This window comes from Haliea sp. E1-2-M8 (genome assembly GCF_030649675.1).
Classification (GTDB): Bacteria; Pseudomonadota; Gammaproteobacteria; order Pseudomonadales; family Halieaceae; genus Haliea.
In genome coordinates, this window is record NZ_JAUTDR010000003.1 from 119791 (window position 1) to 140049 (window position 20259).

Genomic DNA, 20259 nt, shown 5'->3' on the forward strand with positions numbered 1-20259 from the left:
CTGGAAGGGCTTTGCCGGACCGTTCGAGACAGGAAGTCGAGTACGAGCGTCCATGGATGGACTTGCAGCGTGTCCGGCAAAGCCCTTCCAGTTCCCGAGGCCGGCCGCGCCAAAGTCCGTGCCAATAGCGCAAAGCTTCGCTAACCTTCGCCCCAGGAGTACCGCAGTTCAACGAACGCACTGCGCGGTCGCCCCACAAAGTACCGGTACTCACCAAAGCCGATATCGGCCCGCTCCGCGTAGTCCTCGTCCAGCAGGTTGGTGATGCGGACCGTGGCGGCCAGGCGCGGGGTCAGGGGGCTGCTGATGCGCAGGTTGAGGAGGGAGTGGCCCTCGTACTCGAAGCGGTTTTCCGGCTCCAGGTAGTACTCATCCATGTACACCCACTCCAGCTCGGCCACCGGTGCCGTACCGTGGCGGGAGGCGAACTCCCAGCCAAACCGGGCACTGCCGAACAGGCGCGGTGCGGTGTCGATGTCGTTACCATCGATGGACTCGTTGACACCTCGGGGAAGGGCGTTGTTGGCGTAGCGATGGCGCGCGGCGGTGACATCCAGGCGCGTATACCAGGGCCCCGGTGAGCGGTAGTCGAGGCTCACTTCCAGGCCGTAGTGCTCGGTCTTGGCGCCGCTGACGTTGCGCCGGTCGGCGTCCTGGAAGATCACTTCGTCCTTGTTCATGTGGTAGACCGACAGGTCGTAGCTCAGGCCGGCACCGGTATCGCCGCGCAGGCCCAGTTCGATATTGTCGATCACCTCCGAGTCCAGCTCGGCCACGGATTGGCCGGACTGCAGGCGGTACAGCTCGCTGGTATCCGGCGCCCGGAAGCCGTTGGCCAGGCGCAGGTAGGCGTAGTGGTCGGGGCGCAACTGCAGGCTGGCGCCGGCATTGACCGACCAGTCGGTGAAACTGTCGCTGCGGTCGGCAACCCGGAAGAAGCGGCAGGCACTGGCGGTGGGGGCGCAGGCCGGGCCGTCCGCCGCCAGGTTGTCGTAGTCATAGTGGGTATATTCCAACCGCACCCCGCCGTCCAGGGTCCAGCGCTCGCTCAGGTCGTAGCGCAGCTGGGTGTAGGCCGCAGCCATGCTGGCCTTGACCTCGTAGTCATAGTGAATGCCAGCGGGCTGGTTCGGGCTGAAGTCATTTTCCTGGTCTTCCCGGAGCCAGCCATCGGTGTACTCGAGGTCGGTGCCGGCTACCCAGCTCAGGCGGTCAGCCTCGCCGTGCAGGGTAGTGCGCAGCCCGAGGGATTCGTGGCCATTGGTTTCCACCGACTGCCAGGGCAGGAAATGCTGCAGGAATACCATGCGGTTGCGCCGCAGGTAGGGGGTGATGCTCAGGCGCTGGCCATTGGACAATTCGCGGCTGGCCTCGCTGTACATGCGCAGGGACCAGGCGTCGCGATAGGCTTCGGGGTTGGGGTTGCTGCGCCGCAGGGCGTCGTCTGCGTAGGCCTCGAAACCCTGGACAAAGCCCGCGGTTTCCTGGTTCAGGTTGGCGGCGTCGACCACACTCTGGAACGCCCAGACGTCGCCGTCGTAGTCGTGGCGCAGGGTGAGTTTCTGCTGGTCGAAACCGGATTCGTCCTGGTAACCGCCGTCCGTGGTGCCGTTCAGCCGCAGGCTGATGCCATGGCGGCCCTCGACGTGGTCCAGGCGGTATTTGCCGCGGTAGTAGTCGTCGGGTCCGGCCTCAATGGCGAACTGCTGGCCGGCGCCCTGTTTCGGCTCGGCACTGAGGACGTTGATGACCCCGTGCATGGCGTTGGAGCCGTAGGTGGCGCCCGCGGGGCCCTTGATAACCTCGATCCGGCCGGCCTGTGCAATGTTGGCATCGAACAGCTGGTTGACGTTGCAGAACCCGGGAGCCCGCAGGCTGATGCCGTCGGCGGCCATGAAGAATGAACCGCAGCCACCGGCGCCGGTAAGGACCGGGGAGCGCAGGGCGGTCAGGCTTTCCTGGCCGTTGCCGCGGCTGATCCAGGAGCCGGGAATCTGTTGCATGATTTCATTGGGGTGGGTGTGGCCGATGAGGGCGAGGTCGTCCTCATCAACCGTGGACCAGGCCAGCGGCAGGCGCCTGGCGTCCTCGCTGATCCGTTTGGCACTGACCAGAATCTGCTCCAGGCGCTGCTCGGCCGCGGTTGCTGTCGCGGTGGCGGTGACAGCAATGGCGATAGCGAGCAGGCGCATGCCTGATTTAACTTGCGGCGATGACATTGGGGTCCCTCTTGGTGGCACTTGGCTGGTCCCGATTGCGCACCGCATCGGCGATGCGCTGGAGTGGAATGCGCAACATCTCGTGCAGTTCCTCGGGGGCGTTACTCTCGGTGAGCGCCTGTTCCATGCACCACAGCCACTGGTCCCGTTCCTCGGGGCCGATATGGTAGGCCGCGTGCGAGTCAGTGAGGCAGACGGTGCCGTATTTTTCCGCATAGCGGGGCGGCCCGCCCATCCAGCCGGTCAGGTACTCGGCCAGCTTCTCGGTGATCGGGCCCAGGTCTTCGGCGTGCATGGCGCGTAGTTCGCGCGCTTCCGGCCGGGTATCCATGATGCGGTAGAAATCCGCGCAGAGCTGGCGGATACCGTCTTCACCAAGAATTTCGAAGGGGGTGTTTGCTGTAGTCATGGTATCGGTGGCGGCTGCTTTTGGAGGGGCGACAGTTTAACCGCCTTTGCCGGTGATTTCCTCTCTGTCGGGTTGACCCACTGAACCGGACGGGGCGGGTTGCTGCTAGAGGACATCGGTCATGGACACCCCAAAGCCGATGCGGTTGTTGCTCTGATCATAGTCGATCAGGCTCTCGCCATAGCCGTTGAAGTACTGGATGTAGCCCTTGAAGCGGCGGTTGATGGGAAAGGTCCATTCCAGCTCTACCGCGCCGCGATTCTGGCTGCGCAGATTGTTGCGCAACCGCACGCCGAATTCGTGCTCTCGCCACTTCCAGATGCCGGCGATATCGCCGTAGCCCATGTAGCGCTCCATATCGGGGTTGTCGTCATCGCCGCTGCTCTCGGGAAGGCGGTACCAGGTGCGGACGTTAAGCGCCATGCGCCGCCGCTCGAAGGCCGCCATGGCCATGACCCGGTTCCAGCTGCGGGAGAGATCGCCGCCCTGGCCGTTGGATTCGTGCTTGAAGCCGGCGCCGACCACGGTGTTGGTGAAGCCCCAGAAGCGCCAGTTGTTGGTGAAGGTCAGGAACACCTCCGGCTGGTAGTTGGTTTCCCGGAAGGGCGAGGAGTCGTTGTAGAGCTGCCACCAGTTGCGCTGGGTGTAGGCAACCCAGAGGTTGCTGCCCGCGCCGAGGATATTTTCCCAGGCGATCGTTTTCAGGCTGATCTGGAACTTCGCTTCCACCCAGTCCATGGCGTCTTTCGGCTGCAGCGCTGCCCAGTCTTCCCGGTTGAGCGTGTCATTGTAGGTTACCGGCAGCAGATAGTTGCGGTGGTGGGGGGTAATGACCCAGGCGTTGCCGGAGAGCGTTGTCTCCTCCGCCAGGCGCATGCCCATGAGCAGCTCTTCCTCAGCGAGATCCAGGGGTTCAACGGTTTCCTCGGTAAGCGGCGAGTCCGCCAGGCCGCCCGGGGCTGTGATGCCCGGGGGCGGCGGTTCCGCAGCGCTGTCGGCAGAGGCCGCGAGGGCGTCGTAGCAGTCAAGACGCAGCGCGTTGTCGGCTATGGCCGCGCAAGTGGCGAGGGTGTCGGCCTGGGCATGAAGGGCGTTGCCCAGGGCTGACCACAGCAGGGCCGATGCAAGAAATCGTGCCTTCATGACGCTGGCCGTGTCCGGGGAAAAATGAAGTCCAAGTTTAACTGAGCAGGCGCCCGGGGAACAGCGGCGCGGTCCGGCTTGCGGGTTTGGTATGGACGGTAGCGGGTGCCCTGACGGCCCGCTGTCTGCTAGAATTGCGCCTTTATTTGCGTCAACAGGAATCTGAAATGAGTCTTGCAAACAAGGTTTTGGCGGTCAACAACGACCTGCCGATTCGCACCGGTGCTCCTGTCCACTCCGGCAAGGTGAGGTCCGTGTACTGGCTGGATGCCGCTGACAGCGCGCGCCTGATCAGGGAGCGCGGCTACCCTGTGGCTGCCGATGCCCCGCTGGCGATCATGGTGATCAGCGACCGCATCTCCGCCTTCGAGTGCATCTGGCGCGGCGAGGGTGGCATGGCCGGCGTGCCCGGCAAGGGCGCCGCGCTGAACGCGATCTCCAACCACTGGTTCCGGCTGTTCCGGGAGCAGGGGCTGGCGGACAGCCACATTCTGGAGATTCCGCATCCCCTGGTGTGGATCGTCCAGAAAGCCCGCCCGGTAATGATCGAGGCCATCGCCCGTCAGTACATTACCGGCTCCATGTGGCGCTCCTATGCCCGCGGCGAGCGCGAATTCTGCGGCATCCGCATTCCCGATGGCCTGCAGAAGGACCAGAAATTGCCCGAACTACTGATTACCCCTTCCACCAAAGGGATTCTCGAGGGTATCCCCGGCGTGCCGGCCCAGGATGATGTCAACATTACCCGCGACGACATCCTCAACCACTATGCCGCTTTCCAGTTCCGCTCGCCTGCGGATGTGGACCGCTACGAGACCCTGTTGCGGGAGGGCTTTGAAGTGATCAGCCGGGAACTGGCCCGGCTGGACCAGATCTTCGTCGACACCAAGTTTGAATTCGGCTACGTGACCAACGCCGCGGGTGAAGAGCAGCTGATCTACATGGATGAAGTGGGAACCCCCGACTCCTCGCGTATCTGGGATGGCCCGGCCTGGCGCGAGGGGCAGGTGGTGGAGAACTCCAAGGAGAGCTTCCGCCAGCTGCTGCTGAATCACTTCCCGGACCCCGATATCCTGCTCAACAAGGACCGGATGCCCGAGCGGGTAGCCCTGGCCCGGGACAACGAGCTGCCGGCGTCGGTGCTGCTGGCGGTCTCCGCCACCTACGTCGGCATCGCGGAGAAAATTACCGGCCAGCCGCTGGCCCTGCCGGACGATCCCCGACAGGAGATCATCGACATCCTCGGCACTGAGTTCGGCCTTATCTCCTAGTGTTGCGCGGCATCCCTCGCCTGAAGTGGTGCCGCGGCCCGGCTTTGCCTATAGTGTGGTCTAAAGGTCAATCCGTGGAGGTGACGCCATGTACCGCAATCTTGCTGCCAGCCTTGTTGTCATTACCAGTCTTGTCCTCGCTGCCTGCGCCGGTAGCGGTTCCTCGCGGGAATCCGCTCTTACCCACGACGGCCTGGAGCGCGTCGAGGGCCAGGAGTTTGCCGAAGTGTATCTGCGCCCGGGCGCCGACCTGGGGCATTACCAGCACCTGTCCCTGGGCGGGTGTGAAGTTGCCTTCCGCAAGAACTGGCTGCGCGACCAGCAGCGCGACAGCAGAAACCTGACCTCCCGTGTGCGGCAGGAGGATGCGGACCGGATCCGCCAGCGCATTGCTGCAGCCTGCGACGAGCATTTCCGCGCCGCGCTGGAGCGCGCACCGGCCTATGACCTGGTCGAGGCAGCACCCAACGGCGAAGACGTGCTGGTATTGCGCCCGTCCATTGTCAACCTGGATATCCATGCGCCCGACGTGCAGGGTGCCGTGCGAACCCGCTCCTATACCACCTCCGCCGGCGAGATGACGCTGAATCTGGAATTGGTAGACGCGCTGACCGGCCAGGTCCAGGGGCGGGTTGTGGACCGCAGGCGCGGTGTGGAGCATAGCCAGCTGCAGTGGACCAGCAGCGTGACCAACCGGGCCGAATTCAGGCGTATACTGCGGCGGTGGGCGGATTTGCTCAGGGACAGCGTCGACCGCGTACGCGGCGCCTAAGGAGAAACTGGCAGTGAACATAGTCAAGATTACCCCGGACATCGCCGTGTCGGAGCAGATATTGCCCGAGGACGTGGCGGCCATAGCGGCGGCGGGATACAAGGTGCTGATCAATAACCGGCCCGACGGCGAGGCTCCGGGGCAGCCGTCCTCTGCGGCCTTTGCCGCCGCGGCTGCGCAGCACGGCGTCAGCTACGTCTACTATCCCGTTACCGGGCTGGACTTCCCGGGTTCGGATCTCGAGCAACTCTCGGCTGCATTTGCCGCTGCCAAAGGGCCCGCGCTGGCTTTTTGTCGCAGCGGCACCCGCTCCATCAACCTGTGGCTCGCGACCCGCTCCGCCCAGGAGTGGCCCGAAGCCCTGCAGCGGGCCCGCAGCCTCGGCTATGACCTCTCCATGGTGGGCCAGCGCTGAGGTTGCCATTCGCGGCCGCGCTGGGTAGCCTATCCGGCTGACCCTCTGAACGGAATTTCCCATGCACTGTTCCCCTCGATTGACAGTCGGCTCCCTTCTGCTGAGCCTTGCTGTCCTCGCCAACCCGGTACCGGCGAGTGAACTCGCCGACCTGGTGGCCGCCGATTACAAGCGTCATCTCGGCGCACTGTTTACTCATTTCCACCAGAATCCCGAACTCTCCGGCATGGAGGCCAAGACCGCTGCGCGGTTGGCGGCTGAATTGCGCGAAGCGGGGTTCGAGGTCACCGAGGGGGTCGGCGGTACCGGGGTGGTGGCGCTGATGGAGAACGGGCCGGGTCCGCTGGTGATGATGCGCGCGGACATGGATGGCCTGCCGCTGGAGGAAAAGTCCGGCCTGCCCTATGCCTCCCGGGCAAAGCAGGTGGATGAGTCCGGCCAGGAGACGTTTGTGATGCACGCCTGCGGCCACGATGTCCACATCACCAGCCTGGTGGGCACGGCGCGGCTGATGGCGGCGCAGCGGGAACAGTGGTCCGGCACCCTCATGCTGATCGGCCAGCCCGCGGAGGAGCGAATCGTCGGCGCCCGGAACATGATGGAAGACGACCTCTGGAAGCGGTTCGGCCAGCCCGACTACGCCCTGGCCTTCCACGTCGCCGCGCAGTTGCCCGCAGGCCAGCTCGCGTTGACTGAAGACTCACCGTACTCCGGCGCGGACACCGTCGACATCATTGTCCACGGCATCGGCGCCCACGGCGCCAGCCCCCACGAGGGTATCGACCCGGTGGTGCTGGGCAGCCAGATCGTATTGGCGCTGCAAACCGTTGTATCGCGAGAACTGGCGCCGCGGGATGCCGGGGTGATTACTGTGGGTGCATTCCACGCCGGCAGCAAGCACAACATCATTTCCGACCGCGCCCACCTGCAGCTCACGGTGCGGCATGACGACCCGGAGAACCGCGAGCTGCTGCTGGATGGTATCCGCCGGGTGGCGGAGAACATGGGGCGGGTGGTGGGGCTGCCGGATGACAAGCTGCCGGAGGTGCTTGTTTCCGAGAGCGAGTCGGTACCGCCGACCATCAACGACACCCCATTGACCCGCGAACTGCGGGAAGTCTGGACCGGTCACTTTGGCGAGCAGATCTTCAGGGAAGGCAAGCGCAAAGGCATGGGCGCTGAGGACTTCGGATTTTTCACTACCGATCCCTACATCCCCAGCACCTATTTTGCCGTTGGTGGCACGCCGCTGGAAGACTTTACCCGCGCCGCCGCCGGTGGTGACCCTGTCCCCTCGCACCATTCACCGCAGTTCAGGGTGGAGTCGGAGCCCGCCATCACCCTGGGTGTCGAGGCGACGGTAGTGGCCCTGCAGAAGTTGCTGCAGGCACCCGCGCCGTGACTCGAGAAAGCTTTTTCCCCCGGCCGGACAACCAGTCCCCGGAGGAGGTCCAGGCTCGCCCCGCGAGCACTGTGGTGCTGCTGCGGGATGGCGCGGACGGTCTGGAAACCCTGTTGCTGCGGCGTAACAAGGCGCTGTTGTTCGCCGGCGGCTACTGGGTATTTCCCGGCGGCGCGCTGGAGCCGCAGGACTGGGAGCAGGCCGCTGGCGACGAAGACCGCGCCACCCGGCTGGCGGCGGCCCGCGAGGCCGGGGAAGAATCGGGCCTGCGCCCCTGCCCGGACGAAATGGTGCTGATCAGCCACTGGACCACGCCGGTCAACGAAGCCAAGCGCTTTTCTACCTGGATCTACGCGGCACCGGTGGACAGTGAAACCGAGGTGGTGATTGACGGCAGCGAAATCCACGACTCACGCTGGGTGAACGTGGCGGCTGCAGTCGCGGAACACCATGCCGGCGAACTGGGCGTACTGCCTCCCACCTATGTCACCCTGTGCCATGTCGCCCAATACCGGAATGTCGCCGAGCTGCTGGCGCGAGAGTTGGTGCGCCCGCCCGGGGAAGTGCTGCCACGGTTCTGCCACGGCGATGGCACAGTATTCGTGATGTTTCGTGGCGATGCGGGTTACGACAGCGGCGACGGCTCAGTGCATGGCGCTCGCCACCGGGCGACTCTGAGAGACGGGCGCTGGCACTATGAGTACGAAAATGTGGCGCCTGAATTCCCCTGCCTGATTGGCTCCTGAGACGTCCAGCGAGATAAACAGCAATGCCCCAAGGTACTGACGCTGTGTCCCGGAATGCACCCCATCCGCTTTGGGACTGGCCTACCCGATTATTCCACTGGGCCCTGGTGGTTTTGCTGCCGCTGGCCTGGTGGACCGCGGAGGAGGGGCAGATGGAGCGCCACCAGTGGGTGGGCTACACGGTCATCGTGCTGGTGGTGTTTCGCATTTGCTGGGGCTTTGTCGGCAGCCCGCACTCCCGTTTTCGCGATTTCCTGCGGGGCCCCGGCACCGTGCTGGGCTATGTCCGTGGCCGCGTTGCGCCAGGCCCCGGTCACAACCCGCTGGGCGGCTGGTCGGTGATCGTGCTGCTCACCCTGCTGCTGGTGCAGGCGGGCAGCGGGCTTTTCAACAGTGACCAGATTTTGTTCGACGGACCCTTCTACTACGCGGTCAGCAGCGATACCCGGGACTTTCTCGGGGTGGTGCACGAGTGGGCATTTGACGCCCTGCTGGCGATGGTGGTGTTGCACCTGCTGGCAATTGCGTGGCACCAGTTCCGGCGCCGGGAAAAGCTGGTACAGGCCATGCTCAAGGGCACGGCGGAAGGCAAACAGGGGGTGGCAGCGCCGGCGCCCTGGTGGCTGGCGCCGCTGTTGCTGGTTGTGGTGATTGCGGCAGGCTGGTGGTTATTGCAGCAGGCGCCGCCGCCACCCCGGATGTGGTAGGGCGGGCCGTTACTGGCAACGCCCCGCTGCCCACTCAGTAGAGGTAGTCTTTCGACTTGTAGTCGTCGTGGCAGGCCTTGCAAGCCTCGCCGACGGCGCCGACCTGTTGCGCGATTGCGCCGCGATCGCCACCGGCAACCGTGGTCTTGAGGGTGGCGGCTTCCGCCTTCAGGTCGTCAAGCTTGCTGGCGAAGTCGTCCTTGTTTTCCCAGATCTCCGGCTGGGCCCGGGTGGTGCCGCGCTCGGAACCTTCGGGGAAGCCGCGGAGGATATTCAGCGAGGTCACCGCGACCAGGTCATCGGTAAAGCCCTGCAGCTGCTCCTGATTCCAGGGCATTTCCCCTTTCACCATGGCGCCGATGGGTCCAAAGTTGGAGCCCAGCAGGGCAAAGTAGGACTGGCGGTAGGACTGGTGGAACTCGTCCTCGTCCAGGTGGGACAGGGCCAGGGGCGACATGGCCAGGGCGGCGGCCGATGCCAGGATGGCTGCACGCTTACGGAACGGGTTCGACATGGAAATCTCCTTGCAATGGTGTGGGTGCTCTCCAACTATACGACAGGGATGCGGTTTGCGACCAATTTTTTGAACCTGCCTCGGGTTACGCCGAGGCGGCGTGGGGAATTGATCCCGGGTGGGCTACCATTGCCCCCTTGATGCAACGAGGTAGCACATGAGCGCACAGCAGTGGGATTACAGTTTTGACGTGGTGGTGGTCGGATCCGGTAACGGGGGTCTGACCGCGGCGCTGTGCAGCTATGAAATGGGCACACGCGACGTACTGGTGGTGGAGAAATCCAATCTTTATGGCGGCACCAGCTCCATCTCTGGCGGCGGAGTCTGGATCCCCTGCAATCGCTACGCCCGCGCGGTCGGCGCCGAGGACTCCATCGAAAAGGCGCGCACCTATCTGCGCCAACTGATCACCGAAGAGGAAGTGCCCGAGTACCAGCTGCAGGCCTTTCTCGAGAACGGCCCGAAGATGGTCGATTTCCTGCATGAGCGCACCCGCATGCGCTACGTTACCCTGGCGCACTACCCGGACTACTACACCAACCTGGACGGGGCCATGGTCGGCCACCGCTCCATGGAACCGGAAACCTTTGCCGCCAGCGAACTGGGTGAAGAGTGGCGACGCCTGCGCCGGACCCACCCGATGATGCATTTGGGAGGCCTGATTGGTATCACCCAGGTGGAGGCTGCCTTGCTGGTGGGCCAGCAGCCGGGCTGGTGGAAAACCGCACTCAAGCTGGTGGGCAGCTATCTCACGGATATCCCCTGGCGCCTGCGAGACAAGTACCACCGGCGTCTGGCCACAGGCTGCGCCGGGGTCGCCCGCCTGCGCGCCTCCCTGCAAGACCGGGACATTCCCCTGTGGCTCAACACTGCCATGACCCGGGTCGTCGATGAGGACGGGGCCGTGTTGGGTATTGAGGTCAAGCGCAACGGCGAGACCGTGCGCATCCAGGCGCGCAAGGGCGTAGTGCTGGCAGCCGGCGGCTTCGAACACAACCAGGCCATGCGCGAACAGTACCTGCCCCAGCCTACCGATCACCGCTGGAGCGCCGGTACCAAGGACAATACCGGCGATGCCATCCTCGAAGGCCAGCGCCTGGGGGCGAAGATGCACCGGCTCAACGAAGCCTGGTGGTGCAACACGATTTCCGTGCCAGGGGAGGAGATCCCCCGCCTCAGCATCATGGAAAAGTCCTACCCGGGCTCCATCGTGGTGAACCCCGCCGGGGAGCGTTTCAGCAACGAATCCCAGAACTACATGGCGTTCCAGCATGAGACCTTCGAGAAACACAGCGAAGAGAACCCCTGCAACCCGAGCTGGCAGGTATTTGATGCCAACTTCCGCGCCCGCTACTTTGTAGGGCCCCTGTACAATAGCACTTTCCGCCCGGACTGGGCCCTGCCCAAGCGCTACGAGGAGGAAGGCTTTTTCGCCAAGGCGGATACCATTCCGGAGCTTGCCCGCAAGATCGGCGTCAATCCGGATGGGCTTGCGGACACGGTAGCGAAGATGAACGAGTACGCCCGCACCGGCGTCGACCCGGACTGCCACCGCGGCGACTCCGCCTACGACCGCTACTACGGCGACCCGCGGGTCACCCCCAACCCCTGCCTGGCGCCCCTCGACAAGCCGCCTTACTACGCGATGAAGATCGACCCGGGTGATTTCGGTACCCAGGGCGGCATGGTCTGCAATGCCGATGCCCAGGTCCTGCGGGAGGACGGCTCCGTGATTCCGGGCCTGTACGCCATCGGCAATTGCAGCGCGCCGACACTGCCCTGCTACCCGGGCCCCGGCTCGACCCTGGGCCCGGCCATGACCTTCGCCTATCAGGCCGCCAAGGCCATTACCGGCTACCGCGAGCAGTAGCACTCAGGCCGCCAGCTCGTGGATTCAGGCGTCTTCCTGCTGCATCTGTTGGCGAATGAAATCATCCTCCATGTGTTGTAACCAGGCGATGATGCCGTCGATCGCTTGCTGCTCACTACTGAATACACCGGCCTGCACCAGCTTCTGAATCTGGTCATTGAGTTGTTGCATTGAATCCTGCATGAAATTGTGCGCTCCCAAACGTTGGAGTGTGTGAGGTGCCCCGCCAGGGCGGAAGCGCCTCCGTGACTTATGACACAAAGTGGGCCGCGGTGGAATGGCAAGTAATTTATGAGTGTCATACAATTGAACCCGTAGCGTCTTTAACAGGTGCTTTTTCTTACCTTTCGATGAGCGCGGACATGCCGGTAGTATGGGTCGGTTAGGCCGTTTCCGCCATATCGCCTTGCGGACGTATGCGAGTATTGATACTCGCATACGTCCGCCCCGGGGCGAGCCCGCTTGCAACATTTGTGGCTGCAAACTGCGTAGAGATCAGACGCTGTGGTCGCAACGTGAATTGGCAAGTTGCAGCGTATGCAAGTCCACGTTGCGATTCCGCTCGCTGATGGCTGCCCTGCAATTGCGGCTGTATGGTGGGCTTGAACAGGCCCTGGCTCGTGTGGCACCAGACAAGGGGGTTGTCGGCCTGGGGATGAGTGATGCGTCTGTTTACTCCTATTGGTTGGAACAGAAGTTCTCATACACCAATACGTTCTTTCATACCCGTCCCTATCTCGATATTCGAAAGCCGGGAACGCAATACCTGGCACGAAATGACTTTGTGATCAGTTCCGACGTTCTCGAACATGTAAGCGCGCCGCTGGATAGTGTATTTGCCAATTTACACGCACTGCTACGGCCTGGAGGGGTATTGGTATTTACGGTCCCCTACGCCTTGCAGGGGCAAACCGTTGAGCACTTCCCTGAACTCCATGATTTCGAGATCATTGGCAAAAAAAGTGATCGCCAATTAATCAACCGAACCCAGGATGGTCGCGAGAAAATTTATACCGATTTGTGTTTCCACGGAGGAGATGGGGCTACGCTGGAATTGCGGCTATTCTCCCTGCCGGATTTGCTGGCTCATCTGGAGCAGGCGGGTTTCCAGAATATCACGGTGCATGCTGAAGACCACCCGGAGTGGGGGATTGTTCATACAGACAGGATGGGGGCACCGGTTTCGGCTATCGCCTGACCAGGCAGGACGTCTTATATTTCAGTGCCCTCGCTTTTGGTGCCATATATAACCGGAAAGCGTTTCTGCGGAGATGTCTCTTCGCATCTTGGAGTGCCACCACTCAATTTAGCCGCCTTGACGCTGTTGCGCACCACTCTAAACTATGACCCATGATCGACCGCCGCCTAACCATCAATTGCACGCGATCAGCCAAGCTGACGCATGACTAAGAGCATTAGGTGTTTCGATCAGACTATTGAGGTCGGAGCTATGAGCAAGGTCATGCGTGAGTTGGCGTATCGAAAGTCCGCATTGGCCTCCAAAGCCCCTGATTAATCCGGTAGCGCCTTGAAATGGGCTGGAGGAAGAATGAAACTACAACGGATCTACCAGCGACTGGCGGTAACCTGCCTGGCTCTGATACCGCTGACCGCGCTCGGGCAAAATGATATACGCGCCAGAGATCTGGGCATTCCATTTGGCGGCTCACCGGGACCACTAAATTCGATCACAGACGTCGCCGGCGTCACCGTGGGGCACAAGACGCTTATTGCTGGTAATGGCCCTTTGGAAGTAGGGGTCGGTCCGGTCAGGACTGGCGTGACGGTGATACATCCTCGCGGCAAGGTCTACGATCCCGTGTTCGCCGGCTGGTACGCACTGAACGGCAATGGCGAGATGACGGGCACCACCTGGATTGAAGAATCTGGTTTTCTCGAAGGCCCTGTGGTGATCACAAACACGCATAGCGTGGGAGTTGCCCGGGACGCCACCATTGCCTGGCAATACGAGAACAATCTCTTCGATCCTCTGCCTGATGACCCTGAGGTTTTCTGGTCGTTACCTGTTGTCGCAGAGACCTATGATGGTGACTTGAACGACATCAATGGCTTTCACGTTACCAAAGCACACGTCATAGAGGCACTCGAATCGGCCACCGTCGGGTCAGTGCAGGAAGGTGCCGTTGGCGGCGGTACCGGGATGATTTGTCATCAGTTCAAGTGTGGGATCGGTACTGCCTCCCGCGTGCTGGATATCTTTGGCCAGAAATATACCTTGGGTGTGTTGGTGCAAGCCAATCACGGAACCAGAGAGGCTTTAACGATTGCCGGCGTACCAGTAGGTGCCGAGATAACCGACCTGATGCCGGAGTTCAGGCCGAACGATCGTAGCACCGGCTCGATCATTGTAGTCGTCGCGACCGATGCGCCCCTGCTTCCGCATCACTTGAAGCGAGTGGCGCGGCGCGTGCCGATCGGTATATCGCGGGTTGGTGGCTATGGTTCCAACGGGTCGGGAGACATTTTTATAGCGTTTTCTACGGCGAACCCTGGAGCCGCAACACGGACACGTTCCTTTGCAGCCAAGATGCTGCCAAATGAGGAGATGAGCCCTCTATTTTTAGCAACAGCAGAAGCAACGGAAGAAGCAATCGTCAATGCGCTCGTGGCAGCAGAAACAATGGTGGGAGTCAACGGAAACACCGTGCATGAATTGCCGCATGACCGATTGGTCGAGCTAATGAAAAAATACAACCGGAGTCGGTAAATGCCTCGAGTGGTTATTGCCGAGATCGTGTCGCTTTGAATATCTACGATATAGGGATATGCCCCGCGAGTGGTTTTGCTCGGGTTTGCGTAGACGTCGAATTGTCGCATCAGAATTGCCTGTATTCATCGCCAAAGCAGCCATGCTCCGCAGCAAATTCGTTATATGCCTTAATGGCATTTCGATTTTCGTCGGCCCACTTTTCGGCGCTCGCCTGGGCCAGCTTGGCCTGCAATGCCTGCTCCAAAGTGGCTGAGAGGTTTATGTTTAGTGCTCTGGACTTAGTCAACAGATCGCTGTTTACGCTAAGATTCGTGGCTTTCTTTGGGGCATGTGTATCGAACAACGGCTCCATGAGGGCATCCTCCGTGCGGCAATGCTCACATTGTGCGCACTCACTGCGCATTGTAAAGCATTCGCACTGCAAAGCTGCCAAACACTTTGTACCGCTGCTTGAGGTTTTCAGTGACGCTATCAAAGACATGGCAGCCCTGGTTATTCCTATCGGTACGATGGAGTACTGTCTGGCCCGAATTTTCCATGCTATAAACCTTCTCCGAAGTGAGGTGTCTGCATGATTGTCAATTTTTGTTCTTTGTTGAAAGCAATGGACCGTTCAGGTGAGCGAGTTGACACGCGGCAAGCGAGTCCCCTGATATTGATTTTAGCCATCGCAACGCTGAGTGCTGGCTGCGCGCCTGTTGATCGCGCAGCCACAATTGATCGGCCATTCCTGGCATCGTCCTCGCCACTGCGCATTGTTAGCGCCAACGATGGCGACGCTCTCAGATCCTTGGGTCGGCCTGGCAGTGACTTTCCCGACTCTATCACCGTGATCGATCTCTCTGTAGATACGCCACCCGTCACGCGCACTGTACCCGGGACGGTACCGAACACATTCGCTGGCGCGCCTTCGTCGGCCATTTTGTCTGGCGGACAGTATGCAGTAGTGCCCAACAATCCCTGGGGATCGGATGACGAGGAGGGGCAGTCACCAAACCAGGTCTCCGTGGTGGATCTGGACACTCCTGACTTGACTGTGGTTGCGACGCTACCCCTGCCTGACCATGCATGGCAGGTGTTGGCACATCCAGATGGAGATCGCGCGATTGCTATCAGCGACCATCGGTTCTATCTCTTGCAAGTCGAATCCGGTCGGCCACGACTCGTCTCGGAGAGCGAGCGCTTCCCGTTATATCTGACGTCTTTTGCGATCAGTCCGGACGGACGCTCTATCATCGCTACAGCTGCCCAGGAGCTATCCTACTCGACGGTGGTCGAGCTGCACCTCTTTGAGCTTGAAGCTGAAACCATCAGTCACGTCACCCAGATTGGAATCGATCCGGCAGCGGGCGCGATTGATCAGCCTTTCGCGCCCCGCTTCAGTCCGGACGGATCGCGCGCACTGGTCCTGAATGGCCTGGGTATAGCAGCAACGCCATCGCTGGACGCTGTGCTGAATATCGACCTGACAATTGACCCTCCCCGTGTGACGGAAGCAATCCCGAACGTCGCACAAGCGCTCGAGAGCGCAGCCTTCCATCCCAGCGGCAAATTTGCGGTGATCGCCTGCATTGTCGGGCCTTACCTCGGGCAGCTCGCGGTCGTCGACCTCACCGTTTCACCGATGCAGCTCCTTTACTACCTTCCGATGGCGTACGTCCCCCAGGGAATCGAGTTCAGTCCCGATGGCTCAATGCTGTTTGTCCAGGCGACCAATGCGCACCATATCGATGTGTACACCCTCGATGGGATGAAGCTGATTCGCAGCCCCTACGTGCTCCGCACCGGGGAGGGCCCGGCGTCTATGGCGGTGAGTCCGCTGTGAGCACCCCCGTCATTCCTTGACGTCGTAAACAGCCAGGAATACGTCCCCGAGCTGGTGGCATAGCGACTCGCTCTCGATCTTGCCGTCACCGCTGAAGTCCGCCCCCAGTTTGGTGTAGCCGGTGGCATAAAGCCGGTCACCATCCGCAGAGGACGCGCCGCATAGGGGACGTCGCTGTCATCGCCGAAGATGGTGAAGGTGTGGCGCAAATTCCCGTCGGTGTAGGTTCCGGTAACCACAATGCGAGAGCCATTCGAAGTGACACTGGCGACAGCCGCCGCGTAGCGACGCATCCAGCGCAGCTCGCCAGCAGGGGAGAGACGCATCAGCAGTCCATTGGCGTCCAGATCGTGTTCCCAGACTCTGCCGGCTATGCTCTTGAACTCAATGTCGTCCTGCCCGTCGCCATCAAGGTCCAGGGTGCCGGCCATGTAGTGGCCACCTGCATGGAGCTCGCCTTCGCGACCGACCGAAACAAACCAGCCCATGGTGCGTGCCGTGCCTTCTGTGGCGCGCGCAAAGCGCAGGGCACCCGTGGGGTCAAAGGAGGCTAACAACATGGCTGACGCACCGCGGGCATCGACATCCACGGTGCCGTCGCGATCAACGTCAACGGAACCTGCGACGGTGCCCACCACGAAGACGCTGCCTTCGCTATCGACCGCCACCTGCGCTATGCGATCATCCCCGGCGCCACCGATCGCGCGAACCCAAACGACCTCGCCACGCCTGTCGAAGCGCGCCAGGAATCCACCTTTTCTGCCACTCCCCGTGACGGTCTCCTTGCCGACCTGCATCCGGCCATCGAACTGGCCAACCACATAGGCGCCACCCTGTCCGTCAGGTGCGACACCGCTGGCAAAGTCCTCGCCGACGCCCCCCGGTCCCTTGACCCAGTCCAGCCATTCACTGGTGCCGAACGCCTTGAATACCATGGAGTCGGGCGAGCCGTAGGTGTCCAGGTCCACTACGCCATTTCCGTTGAGATCCAGCCCCCCGCGGCGACCTGCCACGAATACGGCACCCTCGGTGTCAACTGAGATACTTGAGCCCCAATCTCCACAACACGGGCCATCAATGGTACGCACTGAAGCGAAGCGGTAATTGGGTTCCGCGGCATCAAGGCGGGCGACGGCCAGCACACCGGCCAGCAGGGCTACCTTCAGTAATATGGATCGGTCCATAAATCACCCGTTACCTTGTGCGGGCATTAAAAGGTATGTCTGGAACTGGAAATTATCCAGTCTGGCAATGGGAGCCAGTGGGGCTCCACCGGCCACTGTCAGGGGCGTTCCCGCAATTAAATATGTTCGGCGTCGCCTACACTTGAATCAGGCAGCTGATGTAGAATTCGTGTTTTGCGTCTTTCCATGTGGGCGTGCTATCGGCATCTACATTGATTCAGAGCGTGGCGTATACACAATGCGGAATAACGAGGCCAGGCACCAGCGCGCACTTCGGCCAGGGGTTTCGATCTCAGGGCGGTCGGACTTGTTATATCCCCTTGCACGGTTTACTGCGCCAGCCTATAACCGAAAAGCGTCGCCGCTTCGCAGCTGGCAGTGCCGCCTTGCAGCTCTCCTGTAAATTGCCACTTCCCCGATGAGCGAAGCGCAGATGAACCAGCCGATGGACCCCCATGAAGATCCGCTGCAAAAGCGCCACACGCCAGCCGGGTTCTCTGATCGAGTGGCGTTTGGTCTCACCAAAATGCTGCGTTTTTTCGCTGACAGTTTTTTTGCAAAGCGCTACGGCCATCGCGCGGTGGTGCTGGAGACAGTCGCTGCTGTGCCTGGTATGGTCGCTGGGATGGTCCGTCACATGCGCTCACTGCGGCGCCTGGAGGATGACCACGGCTGGATACACACACTCTTGTCCGAAGCCGAAAATGAGCGCATGCATTTGATGACTTTCATTGAAATTGCGCGGCCGACCTGGTTTGAGCGCATGATTATCCTGGCAGCGCAGGGTGTCTTTTTTACCGGTTTCTTTCTGCTTTATATCATATCTGCGCGCACGGCCCATCGCCTGGTGGGCTACTTTGAAGAGGAAGCCGTCTATAGCTACAGCGAGTACCTGAGAGAAGTGGAAAGCGGGCGTCTTGAAGACGTACCCGCGCCGGCAATTGCAATCGATTATTGGGAGCTGGCGCCCGACGCGACACTACGCGACGTCATTGTTGTGGTAAGAGAGGACGAGGCGGGCCATCGTGATGTCAACCACGGGTTTGCCGACAGCTTTGACAAACCGGGGGAATAACCCGGGAGGATGCGGCCTCAGGGATCGCGGCTGAGTTCGAGCGTACTGCGCTCGCAGATCTGGAAACCGCCTCCGTCACCCGCGTCGTAGTCCCAGCGCTCAAGCAGGCAGTGCGGCTGTTGCGGGTCCGGCTGGTAGCTGATCAGGTTGACCGAATTGGGGGTCTTGCCTCGCACCCGGCTGGAGACCGCCGTGCCGGCCTGCACCGTCCAGCCACGGCGACCGGGCTTGCCGTCACCGCCCGGCAGGGGCAACACGTAGGGCAGGTGGATGTGGCCGCCCAGCAGAAGGTCCAGGCCCGCATCCACCCAGGCAGGCAGCGCCAGTTCCCGGCCCCAAAGCAGATTGCCAGTATCGCTGGCTTCGGCTGCGCGCACCGGGTGATGCTGCACCACCATCCGCAGCTGCTGGGGCCGGGCCCGGCTCAGTCTGCGGGCGACCCGCTCGACCTGACGCGAAGAGACCTCGCCGTCCTTGTGGCGGCCCGGTCGGGTACTGTTGACGCCGATCACCAGCAGTTGTTCGGTTTCAAACTCCGGCTCCAGTTCCTGGCCAAAGGCTCGGCGATAATTGCCATAGGGATTCAACAGCCGGGCAAACACATTGAACAGGGGCAGGTCATGGTTGCCGGGTACGGCCAACAGGGGCGCCTGGAACCGGTCGGCAAAGCGGCGCGCCCGGGCAAACTGGCCGCGTCGGGCGCGCTGCGTTATATCGCCGCTGAAAATCACCAGGTCGGGAACCTGTTGGCGCCCAAGTTCCAGCACCGCCTCCATGACCTGCGGTCGCTCGGTACCAAAATGCGGGTCCGAAACCTGCAGCACCCTGATCATGCGCGTTGCAACAGCGTGGGGTCCCGCGGCACCAGCAGTGGTAGCTGGTGTTGCGCCACGCTGAAAACCAGTGGCGAGCGCAGCCATGAGATTTCTCCGTCCATCGCCACCTTGGTACGGCGCCGCCCGGGACCCAGGCGCACCGTCATGGTGTCGAACCCGAAGCTGATCACATGCTCATCTTCACCCAGCCTGCTCAGCAGGCCGCGCACCAGCAGGCCATACAGCGCCAGTCTACCCGTGGGTTTAGAGGTAATCGCCACGAGATGATGGCGGGCCAGCTCGGCGGGTTCCTGCAGCCCCATGTGTTCCAGCTGCAGCGCATTGTTGTCGACCACGATGGTGGGGGTGCGCAGTTGCCGGGTTTCACCATCACTCTCGATCTGAACCCGCAACTGCCGGTGGGCTTTGAGCAGGGTCACCAGTGCCGACCCCAGAGCCACCAGGCGGCTGCGCCCAAAACGCTGCTTGAACGCTTCACGGTCCTCCAGCAGCTGCGGGTAGAGGCCCAGACTGGCGTTGACCAGAAACACCCTGTCATTGACCAGGCCGACGTTGACCGGTTTGATCACGGCGTCCAGCAGGCCCCGCATGGCAAGCGCGGTGTCCTGGGGGATGCCAAAGCTGCGTCCGAAATAGTTGAAGGTTCCCTGGGGCAGCGCGCCAAAGGGTACCCCCGACCCCAATACGACCTGGCACACCGCGTTGAGCGTGCCGTCGCCCCCGACCGCTACCACGATCCCGCTTTGCTGTTGAGCCAGGCGCAGCGCCTGCCGTGCCGTATCGATCGGCCCGCTGCCATCCGTCACCACCAGCAGTTCATAGCGCCGATTGGCAGCCGCCATTGCAGTGGCAATCGTGTCCTGGATTGTATCGCTGTCACCGCTGCCAGAGCCGGTATTCATGACCAGGAAAAAAGGCTCCTGGCCGGTAAGGGTCGCGCTACCGGGAGAGGGTTGGGCCAGATCTGTCGCGGGTTCATTCATAGGGATAACATAGCCCGGTGGCGCTGATATTGCACTCCCCCTCGCGAAAATCCGGGGGCGGCAGTGTGATTCCGACTTTGCGGTAAGTTCAAACTCTTCGCCCTCGAATGTGAGGGCAAAAACGCGAGAATTGTACTTGAAACCATGGCGCCGTGGG

At 61.7% G+C, this 20259-nt stretch carries 20 protein-coding genes and 1 pseudogene; 11 read left to right on the plus strand and 10 right to left on the minus strand.

Translation table 11 applies throughout. The features are described from left to right. Positions 1–140 precede the first annotated feature (140 nt). From Q6D67_RS03630 to Q6D67_RS03640, 3 genes are all read right to left on the minus strand, one after another. Complete coding sequence (locus tag Q6D67_RS03630; protein ID WP_304704210.1) at positions 141–2219, minus strand: TonB-dependent receptor; 2079 nt, start codon at positions 2217–2219, stop codon at positions 141–143. After that, positions 2200–2628 carry a group II truncated hemoglobin gene (locus tag Q6D67_RS03635; protein WP_304704211.1) on the minus strand — a complete coding sequence of 143 codons (429 nt, stop codon included), beginning with the start codon at positions 2626–2628 and terminating at the stop codon, positions 2200–2202. The genes Q6D67_RS03630 and Q6D67_RS03635 overlap by 20 nt, the downstream gene beginning before the upstream one ends. A 105-nt stretch (positions 2629–2733) precedes the next feature. Further along, positions 2734–3771, minus strand: a complete 1038-nt coding sequence (locus tag Q6D67_RS03640) for a phospholipase A (RefSeq protein ID WP_304704212.1) — start codon at positions 3769–3771, stop codon at positions 2734–2736. Between the two features lie 167 nt (positions 3772–3938). On the opposite strand from Q6D67_RS03640, the gene Q6D67_RS03645 reads away from it, so the two are divergent. From Q6D67_RS03645 to Q6D67_RS03670, 6 genes are all read left to right on the plus strand, one after another. Then, positions 3939–5042, plus strand: a complete 1104-nt coding sequence (locus Q6D67_RS03645; RefSeq protein ID WP_304704213.1) for a phosphoribosylaminoimidazolesuccinocarboxamide synthase — start codon at positions 3939–3941, stop codon at positions 5040–5042. An 88-nt stretch (positions 5043–5130) separates the two neighbouring features. Further along, positions 5131–5814: a DUF3313 family protein gene (locus Q6D67_RS03650; protein WP_304704214.1), complete on the plus strand. Its 684-nt coding sequence runs from the start codon at positions 5131–5133 to the stop codon at positions 5812–5814. 13 nt (positions 5815–5827) lie between these two features. Beyond that, positions 5828–6229: a TIGR01244 family sulfur transferase gene (locus Q6D67_RS03655; protein WP_304704215.1), complete on the plus strand. Its 402-nt coding sequence runs from the start codon at positions 5828–5830 to the stop codon at positions 6227–6229. Between the two features lie 61 nt (positions 6230–6290). Continuing rightward, positions 6291–7631, plus strand: coding sequence for an amidohydrolase (locus tag Q6D67_RS03660; protein WP_304704216.1), 1341 nt, complete (start codon positions 6291–6293; stop codon positions 7629–7631). Continuing rightward, positions 7628–8377 (plus strand): NUDIX hydrolase, encoded by a 750-nt coding sequence (locus Q6D67_RS03665; protein ID WP_304704217.1) that lies wholly within the window; start codon positions 7628–7630, stop codon positions 8375–8377. The genes Q6D67_RS03660 and Q6D67_RS03665 overlap by 4 nt, the downstream gene beginning before the upstream one ends. A gap of 23 nt (positions 8378–8400) precedes the next feature. Next, positions 8401–9084, plus strand: coding sequence for a cytochrome b/b6 domain-containing protein (locus Q6D67_RS03670; protein ID WP_304704218.1), 684 nt, complete (start codon positions 8401–8403; stop codon positions 9082–9084). Positions 9085–9118: 34 nt separating this feature from the next. On the opposite strand, the gene Q6D67_RS03675 is transcribed toward Q6D67_RS03670, so the two are convergent. Then, on the minus strand, positions 9119–9598 hold the full coding sequence (locus tag Q6D67_RS03675; RefSeq protein ID WP_304704219.1) for a cytochrome c: 480 nt from the start codon (positions 9596–9598) through the stop codon (positions 9119–9121). A gap of 157 nt (positions 9599–9755) precedes the next feature. Here Q6D67_RS03675 and Q6D67_RS03680 point away from each other — a divergent pair, with 157 nt between their 5' ends. Beyond that, positions 9756–11468, plus strand: coding sequence for an FAD-binding protein (locus tag Q6D67_RS03680; RefSeq protein ID WP_304704220.1), 1713 nt, complete (start codon positions 9756–9758; stop codon positions 11466–11468). Positions 11469–11492: 24 nt separating this feature from the next. Here Q6D67_RS03680 and Q6D67_RS03685 read toward each other — a convergent pair whose 3' ends face one another. Continuing rightward, positions 11493–11639, minus strand: coding sequence for a hypothetical protein (locus Q6D67_RS03685; RefSeq protein ID WP_304704221.1), 147 nt, complete (start codon positions 11637–11639; stop codon positions 11493–11495). A 397-nt stretch (positions 11640–12036) separates the two neighbouring features. Between Q6D67_RS03685 and Q6D67_RS03690 the strand changes: the two genes are divergently transcribed. Further along, on the plus strand, positions 12037–12666 hold the full coding sequence (locus tag Q6D67_RS03690) for a bifunctional 2-polyprenyl-6-hydroxyphenol methylase/3-demethylubiquinol 3-O-methyltransferase UbiG (protein WP_304704222.1): 630 nt from the start codon (positions 12037–12039) through the stop codon (positions 12664–12666). Between the two features lie 351 nt (positions 12667–13017). After that, the gene (locus Q6D67_RS03695) at positions 13018–14196 is read left to right on the plus strand and encodes a P1 family peptidase (protein ID WP_304704223.1); all 1179 of its coding nucleotides are present in this window, start codon (positions 13018–13020) and stop codon (positions 14194–14196) included. Between the two features lie 11 nt (positions 14197–14207). Here the strand turns inward: Q6D67_RS03695 and Q6D67_RS21715 are convergent. Then, positions 14208–14306 (minus strand): annotated as a pseudogene (locus Q6D67_RS21715) (CcdB family protein); the annotation flags it as partial. Further along, a complete protein-coding gene (locus Q6D67_RS03700) occupies positions 14306–14551 on the minus strand; it encodes a type II toxin-antitoxin system CcdA family antitoxin (RefSeq protein ID WP_304704224.1) in 246 nt (81 codons plus the stop codon). The gene Q6D67_RS03700 and the pseudogene Q6D67_RS21715, both read right to left, overlap by 1 nt. Before the next feature lie 219 nt (positions 14552–14770). On the opposite strand from Q6D67_RS03700, the gene Q6D67_RS03705 reads away from it, so the two are divergent. After that, complete coding sequence (locus Q6D67_RS03705; protein WP_304704225.1) at positions 14771–16024, plus strand: hypothetical protein; 1254 nt, start codon at positions 14771–14773, stop codon at positions 16022–16024. On the opposite strand, the gene Q6D67_RS03710 is transcribed toward Q6D67_RS03705, so the two are convergent. Then, positions 15970–17208 carry a hypothetical protein gene (locus Q6D67_RS03710; protein ID WP_304704226.1) on the minus strand — a complete coding sequence of 413 codons (1239 nt, stop codon included), beginning with the start codon at positions 17206–17208 and terminating at the stop codon, positions 15970–15972. The genes Q6D67_RS03705 and Q6D67_RS03710 overlap by 55 nt on opposite strands. A gap of 433 nt (positions 17209–17641) precedes the next feature. Here Q6D67_RS03710 and Q6D67_RS03715 point away from each other — a divergent pair, with 433 nt between their 5' ends. Next, positions 17642–18283: an alternative oxidase gene (locus Q6D67_RS03715; protein WP_304704227.1), complete on the plus strand. Its 642-nt coding sequence runs from the start codon at positions 17642–17644 to the stop codon at positions 18281–18283. Positions 18284–18300: 17 nt separating this feature from the next. On the opposite strand, the gene Q6D67_RS03720 is transcribed toward Q6D67_RS03715, so the two are convergent. Together Q6D67_RS03720 and Q6D67_RS03725 are read right to left on the minus strand one after the other, a co-directional pair. Further along, complete coding sequence (locus Q6D67_RS03720) at positions 18301–19116, minus strand: metallophosphoesterase (RefSeq protein WP_304704228.1); 816 nt, start codon at positions 19114–19116, stop codon at positions 18301–18303. Further along, positions 19113–20102, minus strand: a complete 990-nt coding sequence (locus tag Q6D67_RS03725) for a diacylglycerol kinase family protein (RefSeq protein WP_304704229.1) — start codon at positions 20100–20102, stop codon at positions 19113–19115. Before Q6D67_RS03725 ends, Q6D67_RS03720 begins: the two co-directional genes overlap by 4 nt. Positions 20103–20259 lie beyond the last annotated feature (157 nt).

Coding starts and splice junctions, on each gene's coding strand:
- Q6D67_RS03660 (WP_304704216.1), top strand. CDS start 6,291: ATGCACTGTTCCCCTCGATTGACAGTCGGCTCCCTTCTGCTGAGCCTT.
- Q6D67_RS03630 (WP_304704210.1), bottom strand. CDS start 2,219: ATGTCATCGCCGCAAGTTAAATCAGGCATGCGCCTGCTCGCTATCGCC.
- Q6D67_RS03645 (WP_304704213.1), top strand. CDS start 3,939: ATGAGTCTTGCAAACAAGGTTTTGGCGGTCAACAACGACCTGCCGATT.
- Q6D67_RS03700 (WP_304704224.1), bottom strand. CDS start 14,551: ATGGAGCCGTTGTTCGATACACATGCCCCAAAGAAAGCCACGAATCTT.
- Q6D67_RS03715 (WP_304704227.1), top strand. CDS start 17,642: ATGAACCAGCCGATGGACCCCCATGAAGATCCGCTGCAAAAGCGCCAC.
- Q6D67_RS03705 (WP_304704225.1), top strand. CDS start 14,771: ATGATTGTCAATTTTTGTTCTTTGTTGAAAGCAATGGACCGTTCAGGT.
- Q6D67_RS03695 (WP_304704223.1), top strand. CDS start 13,018: ATGAAACTACAACGGATCTACCAGCGACTGGCGGTAACCTGCCTGGCT.
- Q6D67_RS03650 (WP_304704214.1), top strand. CDS start 5,131: ATGTACCGCAATCTTGCTGCCAGCCTTGTTGTCATTACCAGTCTTGTC.
- Q6D67_RS03685 (WP_304704221.1), bottom strand. CDS start 11,639: ATGCAACAACTCAATGACCAGATTCAGAAGCTGGTGCAGGCCGGTGTA.
- Q6D67_RS03680 (WP_304704220.1), top strand. CDS start 9,756: ATGAGCGCACAGCAGTGGGATTACAGTTTTGACGTGGTGGTGGTCGGA.
- Q6D67_RS03670 (WP_304704218.1), top strand. CDS start 8,401: ATGCCCCAAGGTACTGACGCTGTGTCCCGGAATGCACCCCATCCGCTT.
- Q6D67_RS03640 (WP_304704212.1), bottom strand. CDS start 3,771: ATGAAGGCACGATTTCTTGCATCGGCCCTGCTGTGGTCAGCCCTGGGC.
- Q6D67_RS03635 (WP_304704211.1), bottom strand. CDS start 2,628: ATGACTACAGCAAACACCCCCTTCGAAATTCTTGGTGAAGACGGTATC.
- Q6D67_RS03690 (WP_304704222.1), top strand. CDS start 12,037: ATGGCTGCCCTGCAATTGCGGCTGTATGGTGGGCTTGAACAGGCCCTG.
- Q6D67_RS03675 (WP_304704219.1), bottom strand. CDS start 9,598: ATGTCGAACCCGTTCCGTAAGCGTGCAGCCATCCTGGCATCGGCCGCC.
- Q6D67_RS03720 (WP_304704228.1), bottom strand. CDS start 19,116: ATGATCAGGGTGCTGCAGGTTTCGGACCCGCATTTTGGTACCGAGCGA.
- Q6D67_RS03710 (WP_304704226.1), bottom strand. CDS start 17,208: ATGGACCGATCCATATTACTGAAGGTAGCCCTGCTGGCCGGTGTGCTG.
- Q6D67_RS03725 (WP_304704229.1), bottom strand. CDS start 20,102: ATGAATGAACCCGCGACAGATCTGGCCCAACCCTCTCCCGGTAGCGCG.